Source organism: uncultured Fluviicola sp., from assembly GCF_902168135.1.
In the GTDB taxonomy this organism is placed as follows: domain Bacteria; phylum Bacteroidota; class Bacteroidia; order Flavobacteriales_D; family Crocinitomicaceae; genus Fluviicola.
The window spans coordinates 67,234-86,138 of sequence record NZ_CABHOL010000054.1; the positions used below are offsets into that span (position 1 = coordinate 67,234).

Annotated in this window: 16 protein-coding genes; 6 read left to right on the forward strand and 10 right to left on the reverse strand. The window is 41.6% G+C overall.

Translation table 11 applies throughout. The features are described 5' to 3' along the window. Window positions 1–15: 15 nt before the first annotated feature. From QZT69_RS18150 to QZT69_RS18185, 8 genes are all read right to left on the reverse strand, one after another. Entirely contained in the window at window positions 16–1,191 is a 1,176-nt protein-coding gene (locus tag QZT69_RS18150) for a TlpA disulfide reductase family protein (protein ID WP_294679689.1), read from the reverse strand. Further along, entirely contained in the window at window positions 1,191–2,645 is a 1,455-nt protein-coding gene (gene gatB, locus QZT69_RS18155) for an Asp-tRNA(Asn)/Glu-tRNA(Gln) amidotransferase subunit GatB (RefSeq protein WP_294679696.1), read from the reverse strand. Before gatB ends, QZT69_RS18150 begins: the two co-directional genes overlap by 1 nt. Window positions 2,646–2,852: 207 nt before the next feature. Next, entirely contained in the window at window positions 2,853–3,533 is a 681-nt protein-coding gene (locus QZT69_RS18160) for a fibronectin type III domain-containing protein (protein ID WP_294679702.1), read from the reverse strand. A 61-nt stretch (window positions 3,534–3,594) separates the two neighbouring features. Further along, window positions 3,595–4,140 (reverse strand): GDYXXLXY domain-containing protein, encoded by a 546-nt coding sequence (locus QZT69_RS18165; RefSeq protein ID WP_294679711.1) that lies wholly within the window; start codon window positions 4,138–4,140, stop codon window positions 3,595–3,597. Beyond that, window positions 4,124–5,983, reverse strand: a complete 1,860-nt coding sequence (locus QZT69_RS18170) for a DUF2157 domain-containing protein (protein ID WP_294679719.1) — start codon at window positions 5,981–5,983, stop codon at window positions 4,124–4,126. Before QZT69_RS18170 ends, QZT69_RS18165 begins: the two co-directional genes overlap by 17 nt. A 158-nt stretch (window positions 5,984–6,141) precedes the next feature. Continuing rightward, window positions 6,142–6,954, reverse strand: a complete 813-nt coding sequence (locus tag QZT69_RS18175; protein WP_294680237.1) for a purine-nucleoside phosphorylase — start codon at window positions 6,952–6,954, stop codon at window positions 6,142–6,144. Then, on the reverse strand, window positions 6,926–7,966 hold the full coding sequence (lpxK, locus tag QZT69_RS18180; protein WP_294679727.1) for a tetraacyldisaccharide 4'-kinase: 1,041 nt from the start codon (window positions 7,964–7,966) through the stop codon (window positions 6,926–6,928). Before lpxK ends, QZT69_RS18175 begins: the two co-directional genes overlap by 29 nt. A 100-nt stretch (window positions 7,967–8,066) precedes the next feature. Next, complete coding sequence (locus QZT69_RS18185) at window positions 8,067–8,450, reverse strand: hypothetical protein (RefSeq protein WP_294679735.1); 384 nt, start codon at window positions 8,448–8,450, stop codon at window positions 8,067–8,069. A 159-nt stretch (window positions 8,451–8,609) separates the two neighbouring features. Between QZT69_RS18185 and QZT69_RS18190 the strand changes: the two genes are divergently transcribed. From QZT69_RS18190 to bshB1, 6 genes are all read left to right on the forward strand, one after another. Then, window positions 8,610–9,593, forward strand: coding sequence for a glycosyltransferase family A protein (locus QZT69_RS18190; protein WP_294679752.1), 984 nt, complete (start codon window positions 8,610–8,612; stop codon window positions 9,591–9,593). Between the two features lie 97 nt (window positions 9,594–9,690). Beyond that, the gene (locus tag QZT69_RS18195) at window positions 9,691–10,785 is read left to right on the forward strand and encodes a Nif3-like dinuclear metal center hexameric protein (RefSeq protein WP_294679769.1); all 1,095 of its coding nucleotides are present in this window, start codon (window positions 9,691–9,693) and stop codon (window positions 10,783–10,785) included. 3 nt (window positions 10,786–10,788) lie between these two features. After that, window positions 10,789–11,544 (forward strand): C4-type zinc ribbon domain-containing protein, encoded by a 756-nt coding sequence (locus QZT69_RS18200; protein WP_294679777.1) that lies wholly within the window; start codon window positions 10,789–10,791, stop codon window positions 11,542–11,544. A gap of 345 nt (window positions 11,545–11,889) precedes the next feature. Further along, window positions 11,890–15,105, forward strand: coding sequence for a cytochrome c biogenesis protein (gene ccsA, locus QZT69_RS18205; protein WP_294679794.1), 3,216 nt, complete (start codon window positions 11,890–11,892; stop codon window positions 15,103–15,105). Then, window positions 15,102–15,566, forward strand: coding sequence for a glutathione peroxidase (locus QZT69_RS18210; protein ID WP_294679801.1), 465 nt, complete (start codon window positions 15,102–15,104; stop codon window positions 15,564–15,566). The genes ccsA and QZT69_RS18210 overlap by 4 nt, the downstream gene beginning before the upstream one ends. Further along, window positions 15,563–16,282 (forward strand): bacillithiol biosynthesis deacetylase BshB1, encoded by a 720-nt coding sequence (gene bshB1, locus QZT69_RS18215; RefSeq protein ID WP_294679808.1) that lies wholly within the window; start codon window positions 15,563–15,565, stop codon window positions 16,280–16,282. The genes QZT69_RS18210 and bshB1 overlap by 4 nt, the downstream gene beginning before the upstream one ends. Here the strand turns inward: bshB1 and QZT69_RS18220 are convergent. Continuing rightward, window positions 16,265–16,798, reverse strand: coding sequence for an NADPH-dependent FMN reductase (locus QZT69_RS18220; RefSeq protein WP_294679817.1), 534 nt, complete (start codon window positions 16,796–16,798; stop codon window positions 16,265–16,267). The genes bshB1 and QZT69_RS18220 overlap by 18 nt on opposite strands. Window positions 16,799–17,014: 216 nt before the next feature. Continuing rightward, complete coding sequence (locus QZT69_RS18225; RefSeq protein ID WP_294679822.1) at window positions 17,015–18,631, reverse strand: T9SS type A sorting domain-containing protein; 1,617 nt, start codon at window positions 18,629–18,631, stop codon at window positions 17,015–17,017. Window positions 18,632–18,905: the final 274 nt, after the last annotated feature.

Genomic DNA, 18,905 nt, shown 5'->3' on the forward strand with positions numbered 1-18,905 from the left:
AAAAGATTCGCTGTTTTACTTTTTTGCGAGTTGTTCTATCAATTTTTGTTCCAATTGCTCACCTCTCAATCCAACTCCCACAATATTTCCTTCCCTATTTAAAAGAACGGTATGAGGAATGCCCTGGATTCCGTAAGATTGAACAAGCGGCGTCTGCCAACCCATTAAATCCGAAACATGGTTTTTCCAGATCAATCCGTCTTTAGCAATTGCCCCTTTCCATGCATCCGCATCCTGGTCCAGGGAAACGGAGAATACTTCGAATCCTTGATTGCGGTACTTTTGGTACATACGCACGACATTCGGGTTTTCTTTGCGGCAAGGAGCACACCAGGAAGCCCAGAAGTCAATAAGGACAACTTTTCCTTTTAAATTAGACAAACGCATTTCTGTTCCCGATGGATTTTTCAAAGCGATCTCAGGAGCTGCCATTGTTCCTGAGTTATACTGCTGGTAACTTTGGTATTGAGCATCAATTGCCGCGACCTGCTGGGATAACATACCTGTTATGGGTGAATCCGCATAATTTCGTTGGAAAGCAGTTTCAATCTTTCTCAAATCGTTCAGGTTTGCCGGATCCCAATTAGCAAAACCTTCTTCTTGCGAAGGCATGATTAGATTGATCAGGATAATGTTTACCGGGTTTGCCGGATCTTTTCGTATCTGCTGCTGTGAGAATTTCACAATGGGCTTTTTCAACTCTGCAAAAACTGCCAGTTGTTTTTCCGGATCTTCGATTTTAGGCAGTTGTTCCATTTGTTTTTTAGCAAAATCACTGAACAGCACCATGTATTTCGTTAAAGGCTTTGCCCATTTTGTGCCCGAAAAAACCGGGGTAATGGCAAATGTCTCTTTTGTAGCATGAATGGTCACCTGGTCATTCACGTCCATCGGGATAACCACTGCATTTTTTCCGTTTTCACCAAGTGTTATGGAGTAAATCCCCATTCCGGGAATATTTCCGTCCAATTCAAAGTTTCCTGAACCGTCTGTCATGGTTTGAGCAACTTCAATAACACCTTGTTGAGACTGTGCTTCGATTTTCAATTTTTGGTTCGCAGCACCTTTTATCTGACCTTCTATGTGGAAGTTCTTTTCCAAACCTGTTTCTTCATCCAGGTTGCTGTCGCCGCAAGAAGTGAAAAGGAATACTCCTAAAAAAAGTACGCTAAAAAAAGAAAATCGGTTCATCAAACGGTTTGTATTAATTCACGCAAAAGCGCATTAGTTGTTTTTGGATCTGCTTTACCACCGGAAGCTTTCATGATTTGTCCCATGAAGAAGCCGGTTAATTGGTTTTCTCCTGCTTTAAAACGGGAAACTTCGTCCGGGTGTTGCCCGAAAACGCCTAAAATAACTTCTTTTAACGAGTCAGCATTGGATTCCTGAATGATGTTCAAAGAAACTGCCAGTTCATCAATATCTGCCGTTGGGTTTTCGATCAATGCCGGGAAAAGCTTTTGTGCCGCTGCGGAATTTGAAACTTTACCACCTTCGATCATATTGATAATTCCGGCAATTTGTTTCGCAGAAACCGGTAAGTCTTCGATTTCTAACCCGTTTTGGTTTAGGTAGGATTTCACTTCACCCATTACCCAGTTGGCTGCCGATTTGTAATTTTTTGTATTTGAAATGACTTCCTCGAAGAACAATGCAATGGATTTGGAATCGGTCAAAATTCCGGCATCGTAATCGGAAAGCTTTAAGTCTTGTGTGTATTTCGCGAACAATTCTCTCGGAAGGGCAGGCATTTTTGCTTTTACCTGATTCACGTAAACTTCATCTACAACAATAGGTTGTAAATCGGGCTCCGGGAAATAACGGTAATCGTTTGCAGCTTCTTTGCTGCGCATAGAAATGGTAATTCCTTTCAAAGCATCAAAACTGCGGGTTTCCTGCGAAATACGTTCTCCGTTTTCCACAGCAGCGATTTGGCGCTCTACTTCGAATTCGATTGCTCGTTGTACGTTGCGGATCGAGTTCATATTTTTAACTTCGACCTTTGTACCGAATTCGGAAGCACCTTTCAGCATCACCGAAATATTCGCATCACAACGCAATGAACCTTCTTCCATGTTACCGTCGCAGATGTCCAGGTAGCGCACCAAACGGCGTACTTCTGTCAAATAATTATATGCTTCCTGGCTGGAACGGATCTCAGGTTCGGAAACGATTTCCAGCAGTGGAGTTCCGGCACGGTTCAAATCGACCAAGGTATCGTATAGATCAACATCGTGGATTGATTTTCCGGCGTCTTCTTCCATGTGGATACGTGTCAGGCCCACTGTCTTTTCCTGTCCGTCGTCACCTTTGATGACGATGGCTCCTCCGGTACAAATCGGAGTAGTATCCTGTGTAATCTGGTATCCTTTCGGAAGATCGGGGTAGAAGTAATTTTTACGGGCAAAATGCTGGTGTTCTGCAATCTTACAGCCGCAGGCAAGACCTAATCTCACCGCAAACTCGATTGTTTTTTTGTTCATCACAGGCAATGTTCCCGGATGTCCCAGAGTAACCACACTCACATTGGTATTCGGGTGTGCCCCGTATTCATTGATATCTGAAGAGTATGCTTTGGTTTTGGTCAACAGCTGAGTGTGAACCTCCAAACCAATGATTACTTCGTATTTATCTCTTATCGACATGATTCATTTTAAATGAGTAGCAAATTTCGAGTTTTTTCGCCGAATAATGACCTCAAAAAGCAAATTAATGTGAATCAGATCCATTAAAATTCTTTAAAGTTAGGATGAATGGCTTTTTTCGCTAACAATGTTCGCCTAACAGATCTACTATTTGTCGGTGTCTTAAAAAGAAATACCAAAACTTCGTGCTATGCCGGTGACGATCGTCTAGCCCCCGATATTCACATTTTTCGGACCTATCCAATTGGGCGTATCTCCGTTTTTACAATTTGCCCGGACATAAAAGTCGTATTCGGTATTTTGAGTAAGAGAATAAGTCGGTGTTCCCTCGGAATAGCTAAAAGCCTGGATATTCCCATTATCAGGATTAGCTCCATCCGAAACCATTACACATTCAAATATAGATTCACCGTTGTGGTTCCAGGTCATGTTTGCCCCAACCGGTTCATTGAGAGCATTGTATTCAATAGTATACTGAACATTGCCTGGCGACAGGCACAGGTTATGATTTTCATTGCTGTAAAAGCTGAAAGGTCCTGCCCATTCGCTGTATCCACCTGTAGCGTCGCAATAACCTCGTACATAAAATTCGTAAGTATTTCCTGCAGACATCGAAATATTTGCACTGAATTTATTCGGTGTTATCAGTGTCGTTCCCGAGCCATGTGAAAATCCTGTCAGACCATATTCAAATTGATAATGACCAGAACCTGGAATATTCGGATCATCCCACTCGAAAAGTACATCCGGTCCGATTGCAAATACATTTAAATTAGTAGGTTTCCCACATGCATTGACGGATGTTTGTGTCTCCTTGGTAGTGTCTTTCTTTTTACATGCGGTTAAAACGAGAAATACAAAAAGTGTAAGGTATAATCCGGTTCTCATAAGTTATAGATTGATTTTATTAGGACAAAAGTAAGTAAATCCCGAATGGAAAGTGCATTAGTTATTTAGGAGTTTTAACGGGTAAGCCGGTAATCAATGATTTCCCGTTTGAACTGATATCTGTCAGAACAAAGTCTCCGTTCAGAATCCTTGCGTGCACGAAATTTGTGTGTTCCCTATCTGTTGAAAGCCTGTCTTCGATTGTTATGGCTTTATTTTCTTCCAGGTAGAACCTTCTGAACGGAAGTTTTATGTAAACCGGATTTTGCGGTTGGCCATACAGCTTCAGCTTTAGGGAATGGGTTGTTTTTTTGTGAGACAGGGCAGTAACTTTCACTCCGGCTGTGTCTTGTGCAAATTCAACATAAACAATATCGTTTTGTTTGAAATTACCCGATTGGGAGGTTTTGTAGTACAAGGGCTGCACGTTCAGCCGCACATATCTTCCCTGGAAAAAATCATAAGGATCAACAGGCTGAATGCGGAAAAGGTATTCCTTCCCCGTTTCAATGACCTGTTCTTTGGCAGCGATGAAGAAAAGCGGAAAGCTCAGCTGAATAAGCGAAATGACAATGATCGCGATGAGTCTTTTAGTTCCTGTTTTCATGCTTTCTGTTTTTTAAAATGAGGTAGTTGGCAACAAAAAAGGAACTTCCGATCAGGATGAACAGGACTCCTTTAACGGTTAAGGACATTTTCAGATCGAAGAAGCGGCATGCCATCACCAATCCGATTAATCCAAGCGAAAGGTTTGCTACAGTCAGGTTGGATTTTATAGCGCTGTAAACCAGTAAGATAACTCCTAAAACCAACAGGAAGATGGAGTACATGTGCTGGAGACCTACAGAAGAAATACACCCGATCCAGATCAAAGCCGGAACTGCCAGACTGAAAAGCGCAAATAAGCCATTTACATGAGAAAATAACTGCTTACGCAGTTTCACAACGTTCAGAATAAGTCCGAAGCAAATGATTCCGGTAAGTGCGGCCTGGAAAGGATTCATAGACGGAGGAACAAATGTTGCATGGATCGACAGGTAAGGAGTGTAATCGAACAAGGCCCAAAATCCTCCGAAACTGGCAATGATCAGGAACAGGATTTGAAAAGAGAGAATCACAATCTGATCGGCACTTAAGGTGTTTTTTGACTTTTCATCAATTAATGCCGCCGGTACGAGGTAGTACATGCTCGGAATGAGAGACAAAAGGAAAAAACTCATAATTCCTCCGTTGATGTAGGAGAAACTAAAAATAAGCATGGCTAATAGACCCAGGGCAGGATAAATTTGCCAGCCGTCTTTCCGTTCCTGGGCAAAATGAACAACGATAGCAGCACCGATTAAAATCGCCACCTGGTAATAACGGAATGAATTAACCCCGAAATAGTCCATGACTATGAAAGGAACGGGTAAAAGCAAAAGCAATTTGTAAAGATTACTTGCAGTAATTTTTTCTTTGGAAAAATAAATGAACAACTGAACAAGCCCCAGTGCAAAAAGAATCGGAATGAAAATCAATCGGTAATCGTCGTTTTCAGCCTGCAGGATTTTATCAAATCCCCATTTGTTATAAAGTAACAGGTAGGTTAAACTTAAACTCAAGCCTGTATAGCTCAGTATTGCCATCGCATTCGGTTGACGATTGGCGTTTCTCAGAAACCTGCTTGTTCCGAATAAATGGAAATTAGCAAGTAGTAAGAACAGGATCAGCCAGATAGAGGAGTCAGATCCGCGCATACTGATTATTGCACTCAAACAGATGAGAAAAGGAACCACAATCTGGTGTGTAACAAACAATGATTCCGGCTGTCGAAGTGTGAATAAACGTTTCAAATACGGAACCAATGCAAAGAACATTATCAAACTTCCGAACCATGGAACCTGGTATATGGCGCTTTGGTCCATCGGGTAACTGAAGAGATTCATCAGCATGAGAGCCATGGCACAAAAAACTGCGCTGTGCGATCTAAGCAGGTAAACTACCGGTAAGCAAAGGATACACCAGTAAGTATAGAAATAGTTTTCAATTCCGGGAAGCTGGTAGACCTGGAGAATCAATCCAAGCATACTTCCTACGGCCAGGAAGGTGGAAATGGCCGTAGATTCCTGCCAAATCACATTGTCTTTGCGTTTTGTAACCGTGAAAATATTTGCAAGTGCCGAAAGGAATACAGGTAAAAGGCTAAGAATGGTTTTTGCAGGACGTGAAAGTTCGTCCCAATTATGAGCAAACAGGTAAATAACTCCGAAACCGATCAGGAATACCCCGATAATACTCACGGTAATAATTAACCCGTTTCCGGAACTTTGTTTAGAGACTGCCTGCAGATTTTGCGCCTGGATTGGTTGCTGTTCCTTTTTTACCAGGAAATGAGCATACATGCGATCCATAGTAGCCTGGTCGATGATGTTCTCTTGTTTACAATCCTCTAAAAAGTCTTTGAGGTTCATAGTTATTTTTTTACTAATGTAAAAAACTTCCGGTACAGGCCATCATTCCTGATCAAAATCATGAAAACAGGATATCCTGTTTTCATGCAGTATTAGCACCCAACAAAAAGCCCCGGCGATAATGTCGGGGCTTACTATAATTAATTGATTTAACAGGATTACAAACGAGCGATCAGCTGGCTCATAATCAGAGTCATTTTAGGCTCCTGTCTGCTTGCAACGTCAATAACATCTTGTAGACTTACTTTTTGGATTTTTCCGGGAACACCCAAATCCGTAATGATGGAAATCGCGAAACATGGAATTTCCATGTGGCGGGCCACGATTACTTCAGGAATCGTTGACATTCCAACTGCATCAGCTCCGATAGCGCGAACGTAACCATATTCTGCAGGAGTTTCCAATGTTGGTCCTGTCAAAGCTGCGTATGTTCCAACGGAAACTTTGATGTTGTTTTCTGCTGCAATGTTTTTAGCAACTTCAATCATTGCGTGATCGTAAGGTTCGCTCATATCCGGGAAACGAGGTCCTAATTCATCAATATTCTTCCCGATCAGCGGATGAGCAGGGAATAAGTTGATGTGGTCGTTTAAGATCATGATTTCTCCGACTTCGAAATCCGGGTTCACACCACCGGAAGCATTACTTACAAATAAACGTTCGATTCCCAATAGTTTCATTACACGTACAGGGAAAGTAACCTGCTGCATGTTGTAGCCTTCGTAAAAGTGAAAACGGCCCTGCATGGCAACCACTTGTTTTCCGCCTAAATTTCCGAAGATCAATTTCCCCGAATGGCTTTCTACCGTTGAAACCGGGAAATGCGGGATCTGCTCATAAGGAATTTCATCGATAATCTCGATTTCCTTTACCAATCCACCCAATCCGGTTCCTAAAATGATACCGATGCTTGGTTTAACCTGTGTTTTGCTGTTGATATAATCAGCAGCCTCTTTCATTTGCTCTAACAACATAATTTTTGAGTAATGCTTTAAAATCTTCTTCTCTATCTATTTTTAACGAAATACTTTGCACAAAAAACGGGATTTGACTTTCCAAAATGACTTCCTGCCACTCTGCAAAACGCACCGCGTCTTTTTCGGTTGTAACAACAGCACAACGTTGGTGCGCAAAAGTAGCAACTTTTTGTTGGATTTGTTGAATATCTTCCCGGGTAAAGCTGTGATGATCGGGAAAATTAATGGACTCAACGCGATGGTTCTCAGCTAAAAAACGATATAGTGGTTCAGGCTGAGCAATGCCCGTTACTAAAATTAATTGATCAAAATTTTCCCAAACAGCACCAAAAAGTCCTTTCAACTCTCCGTAAATGACCTCGCTGAAGAAAATATGCTCTGTTTTTAGAGGTATTTTCTTCCTGAAAAGCGTTTTTTTATTTTCGGGAAGGTCTTTCGGGCACTTGGTCACTAAAGCAATGTCGGCGCGTTTCATTCCTGCTCGTGGTTCCCTGAGATTTCCGGCTGGAAAAACAAAGTCCTTGAAAACGGGACGGTCGTAAGTCATGAGTAAAAGGTTTAATCCTGCCTTTACAGCTCTGTGCTGGAATGCATCATCCAGGATTATCAATGAGTTCTTATGGTGTTCCCTGATCCAATTCACTCCGGTCTGCCGTTTTTCTGCAACAACTACCGGTATTTTGTGGTTGAAGCTGGTCCAGTACATCATCGGCTCATCGCCAATATCACTGGCAGAACTATTCGGATCAGCAATATGAAGTCCTTGTGTTTTCCGTCCGTACCCACGCGATAAAATAACCGGGTTTTGTTCTTTGAATAATTGGGCGATATAAGCTGTTAGTGGCGATTTTCCTGTTCCGCCTACCGTAATATTGCCGATGCAGATTGAAGCTCCCGGAATCGATCGTGATTGGAAGACTCCAAGTTGATAAAACCAATTTCGTAGTCCAACAATGAGGCCGTAAAGCAGGGAAAAAGGAATCAGAACAATCCGCCATGAATACATAGCGATAAAGATAATAGAAATCCCTTATCCCGAAGTGCGTAAAAAAGAGAAGGGAACCCCGTTAAGAATTCCCTTTCCTTTGAAACTAATGGATGGACCGTTACATCCATTTAGAAGCAAATCGATTAAAATTTTCACGTAACTCACTGAATAATTTTTCGAAGACTTGAAGCTCTTCTTTTTCGACTTGATGATATTCTGTCTTTCGATGGTCGGTTGCTACCGGATTTTTTTCAATTTCCCGTTGGAGTTTGTCTTCTGAAATAATCACATTATGCTGTATTTCATCAATTGCATTTCGATGGATAAGCAGTTGGTTCTGGAATTGCTCTACCAAAGCAAGTACTTCTTTGCTGTTATTCTTACCTGCAATCTCTTCCAGCCTGTGCTGAATTATTTTTAGTTCGTCTTTGTAAAATTCCAATTTGTTCAACCATTCGGTATTTTCTTCGTGCTGCTTATAGATAAATTCCTTCTCGCTCATGGTCTGTATTATTATGTTGTGATTATTTGATTCAAAAATAAAGCGCATGTGCCTGGTAAAAAATGACTTAGATCATTCGGATGGATGATTTTTATCCGGAAATAACGGAATAGAGTTATCTGGGAACTCTATGTTTTAATTTGCTGTTACTTTTACACCATGTCGCGTATTTCGATTCTTACACCTTATAGAAACGCTGAAAAGTTTATCCGGGAAACTGCGGAATCTGTTTTGAGGCAGACGCATACTAACTGGGAGTGGATTTTGGTCAATGACCACAGCGGTGAAAATGAAGCGGAAGCAATTGCCGGTTTATTGGATGATCCGCGGATAATGCTGCTTGAGAACAAGGGAAAGGGAATTATTGATGCACTTTGTACCGGAATGATGCATGCCGGTGGAGAATACATTACGCGTATGGACGCAGATGATGTAATGCCGGATTTTAAATTGGAAGCATTTTTAAAAAGTCTGCAAAGTTCTAAGGAACATATTGTAACCGGAAAAGTGCGCTATTTTTCAGAGGAAGGCAGTATTTCAAAGGGATACCAGGGATATGAAAATTGGTTAAATGAGCGTGTCGATCGACAAGATTTCTACCGGCATATTTACCGGGAATGTTCATTGGCATCCGGAAATTGGATGATGCGGAAAGCAGATTTGGAAGATTGCGGTGGTTTTAATGGTTTGCGTTATCCTGAAGATTATGACCTGTTGTTCCGCTGGTACGAAGCCGGGTTTTCCATCAAAGGACTGGATCTGGTGACTCATTTGTGGCGTGATCACGAACTCAGGACTTCTAAAACCAGTACTGACTATCAGCAAAAGGCGTTTTTTTTGTTGAAGATCGATCGGTTTGTTCAATTGGATTGGGAACCGGAAAAGCAGTTGATTGTTAACGGAACGGGTCAGAAAGGGCGTTTGACAGCAAAGCTCTTGATAAAAAACCTGGTTCCATTCGTTTGGGTGTCGCACGAGCCTGAGAAATTTCCGGATGGGATTTTCGGTCATCCGCTGGTTGGATTGAATAGTTTGCCTGTTTGCAGTGAGGCTCAGATTTTAAATACGACTTTGGTTTCAGAATTGGAATTGGAAAAGGTTTACCAACCGGTAATTTCCGAAATTCGATTTTTCAATCTGTAATCAGTCTTTTAACTCAATATTCAGGCATTAATTAGGAATTCGTCTCCCGATGATTATCGGGATGGAATTTGTAATTTTGAATGATAAAATCAGTCACATGCAAGTCAAAGAACTCGTTTCCTTTTTAAATCACATCGCGCCGTTTTCCTACCAGGAATCGTATGACAATTCCGGATTGCTTGTCGGAGATCCGAACAACGAGATAAAAGGAGTTTTGGTAGCTTTGGACTGCATCGAATCGGTTGTTGATGAAGCCATTTTGCATGGTGCAAATGTAATTGTGACACATCACCCGATCATTTTTAAAGGATTACGCCGCATTACGGGAGCAAATTACGTAGAACGCACGGTACTGAAAGCTATTAAGAACGATATCAGCCTGATTGCAATTCATACCAACCTGGATAATGTGCATTTCGGGGTAAACCACATCATTTCCGAAAAGTTGGGATTGAAAAACTGCAAAATTTTGAGCCCGAAGGCGGCAACGAATTTCAAATTGGCTGTTTTTGCCCCTCAAACCCATGCAGATCTTTTACGTGAAGCCATGGCAAAAGCGGGTGCCGGGCATATTGGTGATTATGATTTCTGCAGTTTTTCTTCGGAAGGTGAAGGAAGGTTCCGTCCCGGTGCAGATGCCAGTCCGTTTTTGGGTAAATCCGGAGAACTGGAAGTCGTGAAAGAGGTGAAAATTGAAGTGATAGTTTCGGAACATGCACTAAATGCAGTTTTACATTCAATGAAAGCTACCCATCCTTACGAAGAAATTGCGTACGATGTGATTGGACTTACCAATACCAATGAATATATCGGTAGCGGGATGATCGGAACATTGGAAAATGGGATGGAGGTTATGGAGTTTTTGAATTTTCTGAAAAAAACATTCCATTGCGGGACGGTACGTTATACGCATCCAACCAAATCCGTTGTCAAAACAATTGCTGTTTGCGGAGGTTCTGGAAGTTTTTTATTGAAAGATGCGATCAGGGCGAAAGCAGATGTTTTTATCACCGGAGACTTTAAATACCACGAGTTTTTTGATGCGGAAGATCACCTGATGATTGCAGATATCGGTCATTTTGAATCAGAACAATACACTTCTGAGTGGTTAGTAGCACAAATGAAGAAAAAATTTACTAATTTTGCGGTTCGTTTAACGAGTGTAAATACGAATCCGATAAATTATCTCTAAAGTATGGCTGCAAAAGCAAGTACAAAAGAAACAACAGTTGCTGAAAAGTTGGACGCATTGTATGCGTTGCAAAAGATTGATTCTCAAATCGATAAAATTAGAACCGTACGTGGTGAATTGCCTTTGGAGGTTCAGGATTTAGAGGACGAGATCGAAGGGTTAGAGACTAGAATCAAAAACCTTCAGGATGAAGCGAAAGAATTGGATACTGAAGTTGCTGACCGCAAAATTGCAATGAAAGATGCTGAAGCTGCTATTGTGAAGTTCAAGGATCAACAAAATAATGTACGAAACAATCGTGAGTTTGAATCTTTGGCAAAAGAGATCGAATACCAGGAGTTGGAGATCAAATTGCACGACAAGCGTATGAAAGAAGCTAAGATCAAGATCACTGCTAAAAAAGAGGTTTTGGACGAGGCAAAAGAACGTTTGGAATTGCGTAAAGGCGATTTGAAAGTGAAACAGGATGAGTTGAACGAGATCGTTGGTGAAACACAAAAAGAAGAGGAGGCATTGATTGCTCAGTCTGAAAAGGCAAAATCATTGATCGATTCCCGTTTGATCGCAGCTTACGACCGTTTGCGTTCCAACGCGAAAAACGGATTGGCTGTAGTGGGTGTTGACCGTGATTCTTGCGGTGGATGTTTCAATAAAATCCCGCCTCAGCGTCAATTGGATATCGATACACGTAGAAAAGTAATCGTTTGCGAACACTGCGGAAGAATTTTGGTTCCTGCAGAGGTTGTAGACGCAGAATAAGAGCCTGCGTTAGCGCAGTTATAAATATTCATCACTTTAAGTGATATGTTAGAAGGGGATTCATGAACGAATCCTCTTTTTTTTTGCCCGCAGAACGCATCTCGCAAATCGCGCGGATTTATAATTAGTATATCCTCATCCTAAAGAGGAACGCAGATGATGAGCTGAACTTCGAATTGCAGCTAGAATTGCTGAATAAACTGTTCAAATTCAGTTGAGTCGGGAGAGAATATTTTTTCTGCGGAATCTGTGTGATCTGCGGGAGAAATTATTGCGCCGTTAATTAGGCTGAAAACCCAAACGAATAGTTACTTTTGTACCTGAAAATTATCAATCCGTTTTTACATGGAAAAACTAGCAAAAGCTCTTTTCTCGATGAGAGCAATGGCAATGGGATTATTCATATTCCTTACTGCAATCGCAATCGCTACCTTTATAGAATCTTACGAAAATACGCAGGCTGCCAAATTGTGGATCTATAATGCGAAATGGTTTGAGATCCTTTTGGCTTATTTGTGTGTGAACCTGGTTGCGAATATTTTCCGCTATCAAATGTGGAAACGCGAGAAAATTGCAGTTTTCCTTTTCCATATCTCATTTATCGTAATCATTATTGGCGCCTGGGTTACAAGGTACATCAGTTATGAAGGAATGATGATGATCCGCGAGGGTGCCGCGTCGAATGTGGTTTACACATCAGATCCATATTTGTGGGTCAATATCAACGACGGAAAGGAATTCCAGCTGACACACGATGTGAAGACTTTCCTGGCGGAATCCTATCCTTTTAACTCAGCAGATTTGGATATCGAATTTCCAAAACATAAAACACCTATTTCTATCGAATACGTTGATTTTAAATCAAAGCAGATCGATACCATAGAAATCAGCCCGAAATACAAAACAAGTGCTTTGGATATCGTTACGGACGGAATGAAGTCCAACTATGTGATCGATAATGAGATATTTAACCTGAATGGAGTTCCGGTAGCCTTCTCACCGAACCTGGTGAATGGAGTAAATATCTACCGCAGGAAGGATACTTTACGTTTGAAGCCGAACATGCCGCTGCAGTATATTCCGATGAAGGAAATGCAGAAAGCCCGCCAAAGCGGTATTGCTCCGCCGGATTCTGTTTTCGTGAAAGTAGCTCCGGGCCAGGAAGTGGTGTTTGCTACCACAACGCTTTACCAAATTGCCGGACAGCAATTCGTATTCAAACAGGAAATTCCGAATGTGGGGAAGAAGTTAATGTCTTCCGGAAGAAGAGATGTCGGTTCGGATTACCTGACGGTAAAAGTAACCGACGGTTCACATTCGAAAATCGTGCGTTTGAGAGGTGGAGCAAAGGAAATCGGTGAATCTGCGTACTTTGAGCTGAACGGATTGAATTACCGCCTGGAATATGGAATGAAACGCATTAAAATTCCTTTCTACATGAAATGTAACGACTTCATTTTGGATCGTTACCCCGGGTCAGATATGCCTTCGTCTTATGCAAGCGATTTACAGGTTTTGGATACGGCAAACAATGAATTCGGGACGAAACGTGTGTTTATGAATCACGTTTTGGATTATGGCGGTTACCGTTTCTTCCAGTCTTCTTATGATCCGGATGAGAAGGGAACTATTTTAAGTGTAAACCACGATTTTTGGGGAACGAATATTACTTATTTCGGGTATTTAATGATGTTTATCGGTATGGTGTTTAGTTTGTTTGCTCCAAGTTCCCGCTTCAGAGAGTTGATCGGAGTATTGAAAAAATCACATGCAAAATCAGTGATTGCTCTATTATTCACAGTGTTTTCAGCAGCAGCTTATGCACAGGATTCTTCCGAACATGCTCATGATCACGAGCATACTCATGATCACACACACGAACACGAACAGGCGATGCCTGCTGCTCCGGTAAAACCGGTCGTTTACTTTATTTCGGAAGATCAGAGTGATGAACTGGCAACTTTGCTGGTTCAGGATAACCGTGGCCGTATCATCCCGATGCATACTCTGTGCGATCAGTTACTGAGCAAATTATACCGTTCCAATAAATACGAAGGACGTAATGCCGTACAAACTGTAATCAGCATGCACATGTACCCGGATTACTGGCTGGACCAGAAGGTAATCCTTGTCCCGATGGCATTGTATGATGAATACAACCTGACGAAATATGCTTCTTTCCGTGAATTAACGGATGAAACAGGAAACTTCAGGTGGATCAATGATTACAATGCGGCTTTGCAAAAACCGGAAGGCCAGCAATCGGAAGTACAGAAGAAACTCATCAAGTTAGGGGAGAAATACCAGGTGTTACTTGGAGTGATCAACTGGAACTACATGAAGATCATTCCGATGAAAGGGGATAAAGCCAATCGCTGGTTTATGCCTTTCAACCAGGAATTGATGATGCACGACAGTATTTCAAGTCGTTTAGCCTTGACATACATTAGCTCGTTGAATGATGCGGCAAAATCCAATGGTGATTTTTCCAAATCAACGAAGTTGTTGAATGATCTGAAGAACATGCAGCGTTCGATTGCCCCGGCATCGATTCTTCCTTCCGGATCACATGTGAAAATGGAAGTTTCTTACAATAAAATGGGAATCTTTAAGAATGCAGGGAATTCCTATATCCTGTTTTCATTGGTTTTGTTGATCATCTTCTTCATTCGGGTATTTTTCAATCCTTCTGAAAAATCGGATCGCCGTTATTCGATCATCGGGAAAGTGATTTTTGTTCTGATGGCGATTATCTTTCTGTATCATGGTGCAGGATTGGTCATGAGAAGTATGATTTCAGGGCACGCGCCGTGGAGTGACGGGTACGAAGCAATGGTTTTCATCGCCTGGGTAATTGTATTGGCAGGATTTATCTTCTCACGTGTTAGTGTGGTTATTTTGGCTGCAGCTGCTTTACTGGCTTGGTTCTTCATTTTTGTTTCCCAGTTGAATTTGCTGGATCCGGAAATTACTCCTTTGCAGCCGGTATTGAAAAGCTACTGGTTGATGATCCACGTAGCGATTATTACGAGCAGTTACGGGTTCCTCGGACTTGGATTTATTATCAGTTTTGTCAATATTATTCTTTACCTGACAAGAAGCTCCGGGAATGGAAAAGAAGTAACGAAGAATATTACTGTGCTTACAGCTGTCAGTGAAATGACCATTACAATTGGGTTGTTTATGCTCACAATCGGTACTTTTCTTGGAGGTATATGGGCAAATGAATCCTGGGGAAGGTATTGGGGCTGGGACCCGAAAGAAACATGGGCGCTGGTTTCCGTATTGGTTTACGCAATTATCCTGCATTTCAGATACATTCCGGGATTGAAAGGTAAATTCGCTTTCAATGCTGCGGCTATGTGGGGGTATGCGGCTATTTTGTTCACCTTCTTTGGAGTAAACTTCATTTTAGTTGGATTACACTCTTACGCTAACGGCGACGGATCTGTGAATTTACCGGGATATGTATGGGTTACGATTGCAATCTTCCTGTTATTAACGATAGTTGCAGGAGTTCGAAATAAAAAGTACCTTAAGACTCAAAGAGAATTGTTATGACGTTGTATGATTTTTCATTGAATTATTTAGATGGTAATCCCATCGATTGGAGTACTTTTAAAGGCAAGAAAATCCTTCTGGTGAATGTTGCTTCCCAATGCGGTCTTACTCCTCAGTATACGCAGCTGCAAGAGCTGAATGAAGAGTTTGGCGGGGATCGTTTCACTATACTTGGAGTTCCCTGTAATGATTTTGCAGGGCAGGAACCGGGAACGGCAGAAGAGATCGCGGCTTTTTGTTCTACGAATTATGGAGTAAGTTTCCCGCTTTCTGAAAAGGTACATACCATAGGTGAGGAGATCCATCCGATTTATGAATGGCTGAAGGAACAAACAGGTACGGAAGTAAGCTGGAATTTTCAGAAATACCTGATTGATGGAGAAGGTAAAATTGCCGGTTATTTTTCCCCGCAAACAGAACCTGCTGAGTCACACATTTTAGATTGGATCCAAAAATCATGAGTCAAATTGATGTTTTAGCAATCGGCGCGCACCCGGATGACGTGGAACTCTCAGCTTCGGGAACTTTACTGAAACACCGTGCAATGGGGTATTCTACCGGGATAATTGATCTTACACAGGGTGAGTTAGGCTCACGCGGAACGAAAGAAACTCGAAAAGAAGAAGCTGATGCAGCAGCTAAAATCCTGGGGTTAACAGAACGTGTTAACCTGAAAATGGCAGACGGTTTTTTTGAACACTCCGAAGAAAACCTGCGATTGATCATTGAACAAATCCGCCGTTTCAAACCCGAAATTGTTTTAATGAATGCTGTTTCCGACCGTCACCCGGATCATGGTAAAGGAAGTAAATTGGCTTCCGAAGCTTGTTTTTTAGCCGGATTGCGTAGAATTGAAACAACCTGGAACGGTGTATTACAGGAAGCTCACCGGCCAAAGTTTGTTTACCATTACATCCAGGACCGCTACCTCAAACCGGATTTTGTGATTGATGTCACAGATTTCGTAGAACAGAAATTCGATTCGATCAAAGCCTATAAAACCCAATTCTGGGATCCGAATTCTTCGGAACCAAAAACACCGATTTCAGGAGAAGAATTTTTTGAGTTCCTGCGTGGCAGAATGGCCGAATTCGGACGATCCATCGGGGCTCGTTATGCGGAAGGATACACGGTTGAACGCGTTATCGGAGTGGATTCCTTATTTCAGCTTAGATAAGGTTTCTTTCACATTTGAGATCAAATCATTGAATTCCTTTGCCAGTTCTTCGTTGATAATTCCGTCTTTGAAGTTTTCCTGGAAACTCGGTAAGCTGAAATGCCCCAAAATGTTTGCAGAATGACGTGGAAAACGGCTTAAAGCAGCCTCCAGCGAGAATTTTGCGCCCAGTTTACCCGGAGAGGTAGATATCAATAACGTCGGTTTGTCATGGAACACGCTGTTATTCAATCTGGAACACCAATCCAGTGTATTCTTGAATGCTGCTGAGTAACTTCCGTTGTGCTCGGTCATGGAGATTACCAGGAAATCAGAACTTTCAATGATTTCGTGAAGTTCATGAGCCTGAACAGGGTAACCATCTTCTTTTTCTTTGTCTACTGAAAATACAGGCATTTCAAAGTCATTCAGATCTATCATGTTGACTTCTCCGTCAAACTGATGTGCTGCAAAAAGCGCAAATTGCTGATTGATAGAGGATTTACTGGTACTTGCTCCGAATGCTAATATTTTCATGGTGTTTCTTTTTACGAAGATAGGCATATTCTCAAACTAATGAGGTGCTTTGATTTACAGATTTTACAGCTTACAGATCCCGTTTTAGTTTCATGCCTTCATTATATAACGAAAATAGGATAGCATTTTATAGTAATTCAAGGATATTAAAAAAGGGCTTCCGCCGCAGCGGAAACCCCTTAAACTTTGCTATAAAACTAAACTAACAGAGAAAACTTACTTCACTACGCTCAATTTAACAGTCTTAACTGCATCACCAGTTCTTACAACTGCGTAGTACAATCCTTGAGCAAAATCAGCAGCGTTGATTGTGAACTCATGAGTTCCAACTTCCGCATATTTTGTACCAACTGTCTGCATTACTTGTCCGTTTGCGTTCATTACAGTTACTTCGATAGTGCTGTTTTGAGCTACGTCAACAAATAATTTTGCGTTTTCGTTTGTTGGGTTAGGGTATAAAGAAACACCTGCAATAGCTGAAACTTCTTTGATTCCCAAAAGACCTGTAAAGTCAGCTCCGCTCAAAAGTGGAGAACTGGCAGCCGGACGGTAGTCAGGAGCAAGGTAATTATAAGGAGTTGTCAAAATACCAGCTGTAGAAGCGATAGAATCATTCATTCCGGCAGCAAACCAAGACTGGATATCAAATGTACTTGAAGCGGTTCTTTCCGTTACTTTACCAGGAGAGTTACCTGCAACGATGTTGTTCTTGTAAAGGATCAATCCGTTTGTTGCATTTGCTTCACAAGCAGTTCCGTCGATGAAAATACCTCTTTGGAAATCCATAAAGATTGAATTGCGGATGTCAAGAGCTGAATTTTTACGAATACGTGCTCCACGACGGTAACCTGTAGCAATGGTGTTTGATGTGTTACCTCTGTATGGTCCAACTGCAGTGATATTAGAGAATGTTGCATTTGTTTGAGGAGTATTAGTAGAACCGGTTGCATCATTATCCGTTTCAAAACCTTCTGAAGTAGAGATAGCCGGGTTGTCAGCAAGATTCGGATCACGAACGATCAAACCGAATTGAACATTTCCGGTGTATCCAAAATCAGCATCAAAATCATCATCCAAATTTCTGTATGAAACCAGGTGCTTCGCATTCATCGTTCCACCGAACCATTCAAATGCATCATCGTTACAGAAAGATACCTGAACAAAGTTTACTTCTGTAGCATCACCAACAGAACCAAAAGTTATCCCGTTGATTTCTTTATCTGTTTGGTATGCATATCCAGGGAATTCTACACGAACGAAAGTCAGTTTACCTGAATTGTCATGATCGTCCGGAGCAGCGCCTCCACCGAATTCCGTATCTGCAGTTGGAGCAAGACCTTCGATGTTTGCAACACCGTTTGTTTGGTTGTTAGCAGCTTTTCCTAAGAAGATCAATCCACCCCAGTCACCTGCTGCACGAGATCCTACAGGCTGGTTGGAAGTAAATACGATCGGAGCATTTACTGTACCCTGAGCCATTAATTTTGCTCCTTTGGTAATAAACAAACCTGATCCCTGAACCGCTTTATCACCCATGATGATTGTTCCCGGCTCAATAGTCAACGTAGCGTTGTTTTTTACATAGATCTGACCTTGCAACAAGTAAACGTTTCCTGCTGTCCAGGTAGTGTTTGTTGTAATGTTTGTAGAGATCGTTTGGTTTGGAGTACCGTAGTTTGTGTTCTGAGGATCCCAGTTAGCCCATCCTTCTGTCCACATTGCTGTTGGAGCTGGAGCGAAAGCACCGCGATACGTTGTTGGTTCGAACAACTGTCCGAATGCTGCAAAGGTTCCTAAACCTGCGAATAATGCACTTAAGTAAATCTTTTTCATTTTTCGTTTTTTTTCTTGGTACAAAATTGCTGTTCAAACCTTGTTCTATCCTTTCCTTTAAGTTACGATTCGAGTAAATAAATGTTAAGCGAGGTTTAATTGATTTAGCATTGACTTAACATAGGTAAAAGGATTTAGTTTTTCGATTTAGGTTAGAGTAGAGCGGAGTAGAGGATTGGAAGCCTCAAGAGGTCGGACCGGGTATGTGGAGTTGATCGTTTATTTGATTATTGGTGCTGTTTAACTTTCCATTCATCTTGTAGTGCCGAAAAAT

What these genes read in the sequence shown, in the direction of transcription:
- QZT69_RS18150 (WP_294679689.1), bottom strand. Translation starts at nt 1,191, where the DNA reads ATGAACCGATTTTCTTTTTTTAGCGTACTTTTTTTAGGAGTATTCCTT.
- gatB (WP_294679696.1), bottom strand. Translation starts at nt 2,645, where the DNA reads ATGTCGATAAGAGATAAATACGAAGTAATCATTGGTTTGGAGGTTCAC.
- QZT69_RS18160 (WP_294679702.1), bottom strand. Translation starts at nt 3,533, where the DNA reads ATGAGAACCGGATTATACCTTACACTTTTTGTATTTCTCGTTTTAACC.
- QZT69_RS18165 (WP_294679711.1), bottom strand. Translation starts at nt 4,140, where the DNA reads ATGAAAACAGGAACTAAAAGACTCATCGCGATCATTGTCATTTCGCTT.
- QZT69_RS18170 (WP_294679719.1), bottom strand. Translation starts at nt 5,983, where the DNA reads ATGAACCTCAAAGACTTTTTAGAGGATTGTAAACAAGAGAACATCATC.
- lpxK (WP_294679727.1), bottom strand. Translation starts at nt 7,966, where the DNA reads ATGTATTCATGGCGGATTGTTCTGATTCCTTTTTCCCTGCTTTACGGC.
- QZT69_RS18185 (WP_294679735.1), bottom strand. Translation starts at nt 8,450, where the DNA reads ATGAGCGAGAAGGAATTTATCTATAAGCAGCACGAAGAAAATACCGAA.
- QZT69_RS18190 (WP_294679752.1), top strand. Translation starts at nt 8,610, where the DNA reads ATGTCGCGTATTTCGATTCTTACACCTTATAGAAACGCTGAAAAGTTT.
- QZT69_RS18195 (WP_294679769.1), top strand. Translation starts at nt 9,691, where the DNA reads ATGCAAGTCAAAGAACTCGTTTCCTTTTTAAATCACATCGCGCCGTTT.
- QZT69_RS18200 (WP_294679777.1), top strand. Translation starts at nt 10,789, where the DNA reads ATGGCTGCAAAAGCAAGTACAAAAGAAACAACAGTTGCTGAAAAGTTG.
- ccsA (WP_294679794.1), top strand. Translation starts at nt 11,890, where the DNA reads ATGGAAAAACTAGCAAAAGCTCTTTTCTCGATGAGAGCAATGGCAATG.
- QZT69_RS18210 (WP_294679801.1), top strand. Translation starts at nt 15,102, where the DNA reads ATGACGTTGTATGATTTTTCATTGAATTATTTAGATGGTAATCCCATC.
- bshB1 (WP_294679808.1), top strand. Translation starts at nt 15,563, where the DNA reads ATGAGTCAAATTGATGTTTTAGCAATCGGCGCGCACCCGGATGACGTG.
- QZT69_RS18220 (WP_294679817.1), bottom strand. Translation starts at nt 16,798, where the DNA reads ATGAAAATATTAGCATTCGGAGCAAGTACCAGTAAATCCTCTATCAAT.
- QZT69_RS18225 (WP_294679822.1), bottom strand. Translation starts at nt 18,631, where the DNA reads ATGAAAAAGATTTACTTAAGTGCATTATTCGCAGGTTTAGGAACCTTT.